The organism is Streptomyces sp. (assembly GCF_031178505.1).
GTDB lineage: Bacteria > Actinomycetota > Actinomycetes > Streptomycetales > Streptomycetaceae > Streptomyces > Streptomyces gulbargensis.
Genome location: NZ_JAPSIW010000602.1, coordinates 1 through 4,306 on the forward strand (window position 1 = coordinate 1; position 4,306 = coordinate 4,306).

Annotated in this window: 3 protein-coding genes; all 3 read right to left on the minus strand. The window is 72.7% G+C overall.

The features are described from left to right. Positions 1-1,583, minus strand: a 1,583-nt coding sequence (locus RIF68_RS28730) for an LpqB family beta-propeller domain-containing protein (RefSeq protein WP_309054210.1), incomplete at its 3' end; no start/stop codon positions are given. Further along, positions 1,573-3,597, minus strand: coding sequence for an MtrAB system histidine kinase MtrB (mtrB, locus tag RIF68_RS28735; RefSeq protein WP_309054211.1), 2,025 nt, complete (start codon positions 3,595-3,597; stop codon positions 1,573-1,575). The genes mtrB and RIF68_RS28730, both read right to left, overlap by 11 nt. 1 nt (position 3,598) lies before the next feature. Further along, the gene (gene mtrA, locus RIF68_RS28740) at positions 3,599-4,276 is read right to left on the minus strand and encodes a two-component system response regulator MtrA (RefSeq protein ID WP_023550067.1); all 678 of its coding nucleotides are present in this window, start codon (positions 4,274-4,276) and stop codon (positions 3,599-3,601) included. Positions 4,277-4,306: the final 30 nt, after the last annotated feature.

Sequence of the window (4,306 nt, forward strand, 5' to 3'; positions counted from 1 at the left end):
ATGCGGGGTGCGGCGGGCTGGAGGTCGACCACGGACACGGCCGGGTCGGCGCCCGCCGCCTGCCGCTCGATCCGGCCGATCTGCAGGGTGGTGCGTCCCTCACGGGTGACGAGCAGGGCGATGCGCACCCCGTCGGCCGAGACCCGCAGCGACTCGACGCGGGCGCCGTCCGTCAGCCAGGGCGTGCGGACCTCGACCGGTTCGCCGGAGCCGTCCGGCACCATCCACAGGCGCGGCGCGGCGGGGTCCCGGTCGGCGATCCACAGGTCGCCACTCCCGTCCCAGCTGGGCGCGGACAGCCGTTCCCGCGGGTTGCGCCCCTTGCTCGCGAGGACCGGGCGGGGCGGTCCCATGTCGCTGGTGATGGAGGAGACGAGCAGCTCGGAGCCGTTCGCCCGGACGCCCGCCGCCCGGGTCTCGCCCCGGTCCACGGCGACCGACCGCAGGGGCGTGGTGCCCTTGCCGAACGGGCCGGGCACCTCGCTCGGCGCCTCCGGCTCCTTGCCACTGACCGAGACGGTCATCAGCTTGCCCTCGTGCACGAAGTACGGGTTCTCCGGCCGCGGCGTGCCCCGCACGGCGGCGAACTCCTCCTCCGCCTGCCCCTTGCCCAGTCGGCACAGGGACCGGTCCCGGGTGCCGAGGAGCTCGACCTGCTCGACGCGCACCGACGTCAGGTCGCGCAGCGTGAACAGGACCTGCGCGGCCATCCGGCGGCAGATGTCGGGGCCCACCTGGTCAGCCTTGCGGTTCAGCGGCACCTTGAGGGTGGACTGGTCGTCCGGGGTCAGGGTGGTGACGCCGTTCCTGAGCTGCGTACCGGAGGGGAAGCGGGAGTCGACGGCCTGCTTCAGCCAGTTCGTGGGCCCTTCGAGGAGGGCCTTGATGGTCTGCGTGACCGGGTCCATGCGGGTGACCGGGTCCTGCCGCTGCCGGATGTAGACCGGGTCGGCGACGACCCAGTCCTTGCCCGAGGCGAAGTAGTAGGTGTTGACCGAACGGTAGTTCCGCAGGAAGTCCGCCTCGCCCAGCACCAGACCGGGCGGCAGGCTGTCGATGCGCCACTCCTTGTCCTTTCCGTTGGCGGAGGGCTGCTGCACCACGCGGATGGACCGGAGGTAGTCGGCGGGGCTGATCGGCTGGTAGGCGTGGCGGGCGTCCACGGTGGCGATCTGCCGGCCCGAGATCGGGTAGGCACGGCCCTCGTCCCCCGGGTCGGCCTTGCGGTCGGCCTGATCGCGGTCGGGCGCGGTGGCGAGCACCGTGATGCTCTCCTCCGGCTTCCACGACTGGGCGGCGTGCTTCGTCAGGTACTTGCGGGCCGTGGCGAAACCGGGGTCGTCACTGGTCATGGCCTCCAGGAAGCCGTCGACGATCTCCTCCGGGTCCGCGTTCTCCCGGGGCGCCACCGCGTACACCCGGACCTGCGAGTCGCCCGGGTTGGACGCCTTCACCTGCTGGACCTCACCGCTGTCGGGCATGGTCGCGCAGCCCGTCACGAGGATCCCGCCGCAGACGGCGAGCGTCAGCGCGCGTGTGCTCCGGTGCCACCCTGCGTCGCGCTTCCGGCCCTCAGCCCCCACGTGTGCCGTCCTCCCGCTCCATGTCGCCTTCGGTGTACGTGTGCGTGCCGGCGTCCGGTTCGCCCCCGCCGTCGCTCCGGGGCACCGCCCGCGCCACCACCCGCGCCCCGCTTCCGGGCAGGGCCGCCGGGTCGACGGCGGCCCGCGGCGGCTCGGGGAGCCTCGGCGGTACGGGGAGCGACGACCGTTCCCGGGCGGACTGGGCCGGGACCGCGGCGACGCGGGCGCTCTCCTGCGCCCGGCCGGCGGCGGCCTGCTCCCGGTTGCGCCGGGAGTCCTCGGGTTCCAGCGGGATGGGCGAGCCGCGCAGCGGCTCGTCGGCCGTGCGCGGCAGCGTGAGCCGGAACTGCGAACCGCCGCCGGGCTCGCCCCAGGCCTGGAGCCAACCGCCGTGCAGGCGGGCGTCCTCGACGGCGATCGACAGGCCGAGCCCGGTGCCGCCGGTGGTGCGGGCGCGGGCCGGGTCGGCGCGCCAGAAGCGGTTGAAGACCCGGGCGGCCTCGCCGGGTTTGAGACCGACGCCGTAGTCGCGGACCGCGACGGCGACCGCGCCGCCGGCGGCGGCCAGCTTCACCACCACGTCACGGCCCTCGCCGTGCTCGACGGCGTTGACGACGAGGTTGCGCAGCACCCGCTCGACGCGGCGGGCGTCCGCCTCGGCGACCACGGGTTGCTCGTCGCCGACGACGACGATCCGGGTGCCCTTGCGTTCGGCGAGCGGTTCGGCGCCGCCGATGACCCGGCGCACGACCTGGCGCAGGTCTATCGGCTCGGCTTCGAGGGCCGCCGCGCCAGCGTCGAAGCGGCTGATCTCCAGGAGGTCGGAGAGCAGCGACTCGAAGCGGTCGAGCTGGTCGCCGAGGAGTTCGGCGGAGCGGGCGGTGACGGGGTCGAAGTCGCTGCGGGCCTCGTGGATGACGTCGGCGGCCATCCGTACGGTGGTCAGCGGGGTGCGCAGTTCGTGCGAGACGTCGGAGACGAACCGCCGCTGCATCCGCGAGAGGTCCTCCAGCTGCTGGATCTTGTGCTGGAGGTTCTGGGCCATCTTGTTGAAGGCCTCGCCGAGGCGCGCGATGTCGTCCTCGCCGGTGACCTTCATCCGTTCCTGGAGCCGGCCCGCGGAGAGCCGCTCGACGACCCCGGCGGCCATGCGGACGGGGGTGACGACCTGCCGCACCATCATCCAGGCGATGGCGCCGAGGAGGACGACGACGAACAGTCCGGCCGTGGCCAGGGTGCCCTTCACCAGGGCGAGGGAGTCCTCCTCCTGGGTGAGCGGGAAGAGGTAGTACAGCTCGTACTGGTCGCCCTCGGCATCGGTGAGACGCTTGCCGATCACCAGGGCCGGCTCGGAGTCGCGGCCGTTGGTGTAGTGGATCCGGCTGAACTTCTGGAAGGTGTCGCTGCTCTGCGCGACGTAGTGGCGCAGGTCGGCGGGGATGCTGCGGGTCGGATCGACCTCGCCGGAGGCGCGGGCGCCGCGGCTCGCGGTGTCGCCGGTGTCGAGGGAGAGCGCGACGACGTTGAACGCGCTCTGGCCGCCGCTGGCGAGCTGCTCGACGAGGGTGGAGCGCCAGTTCACCGAGGCACCGGCCCGTACGCCGTCCTGCTGTCCCGGTCCGGTGGGGGTGGTGGCGGCGCGGTCCTGCGCGGCGGAGAAACCGCCGGCGGCCTGGCTCTGCGCGGCCCTCTCCTTGGCGTCGAGAAGGCCGTTGCGCACCTGGACGAAGACGACGACGCCGAGCAGCAGCACCACGCCGAGCGACATGAACAGCGTGCCGGCGACGACCCTCAGCTGGATGTTCCGCCGCCACAGCCGTACGGCGGGGAGCAGCGGGCGGCGCACCCACCGGGCGGCGAGCCGGAACAGCCGCCCGCCGGGGGCGCCGTCGTGGAAGAGTCGCCCGGCGGTGGACGGGCGGCCGAAACGCGGGCCCCCCCGCCCCGGTCCGGCAGCCCGCCCCGTACGGACTCCCGGGTCCCCGGGCTTCGGAGCAGCACTGCCCGTACTCATGTCAGCTCGGTCCGGCCTTGTATCCGACGCCGCGGACCGTCACGACGATCTCCGGACGCTCGGGGTCCTTCTCGACCTTCGAACGCAGCCGCTGGACGTGCACGTTCACCAGCCGGGTGTCGGCGGCGTGCCGGTAGCCCCAGACCTGTTCCAGCAGGACCTCACGGGTGAAGACCTGCCACGGCTTGCGGGCGAGGGCGACGAGCAGGTCGAACTCGAGCGGGGTCAGGGCGATGGACTGCCCGTCCCGCTTCACGGAGTGCCCGGCCACGTCGATGACCAGGTCACCGATGGTGAGCTGCTCGGGTGCCGGCTCCTCGGAGCGGCGCAGTCGCGCGCGGATGCGGGCGACGAGCTCCTTCGGCTTGAACGGCTTGACGATGTAGTCGTCGGCCCCCGACTCCAGGCCCACCACGACGTCGACCGTGTCGCTCTTGGCCGTGAGCATGACGATCGGCACCCCGGACTCGGCCCTGATGAGCCGGCAGACCTCGATGCCGTCCCGTCCGGGCAGCATCAGATCCAGCAGCACCAGGTCCGGCTTGGTCTCCCGGAAAGCGGCGAGCGCCTTGTCCCCGTCAGCGACGAACGACGGCTCGAACCCTTCACCCCGCAGCACGATGCCGAGCATCTCGGCCAGTGCGGTGTCGTCGTCGACGACAAGAACGCGTCCCTTCATATCGACATCATCCCATTTCCGTATCAGTCC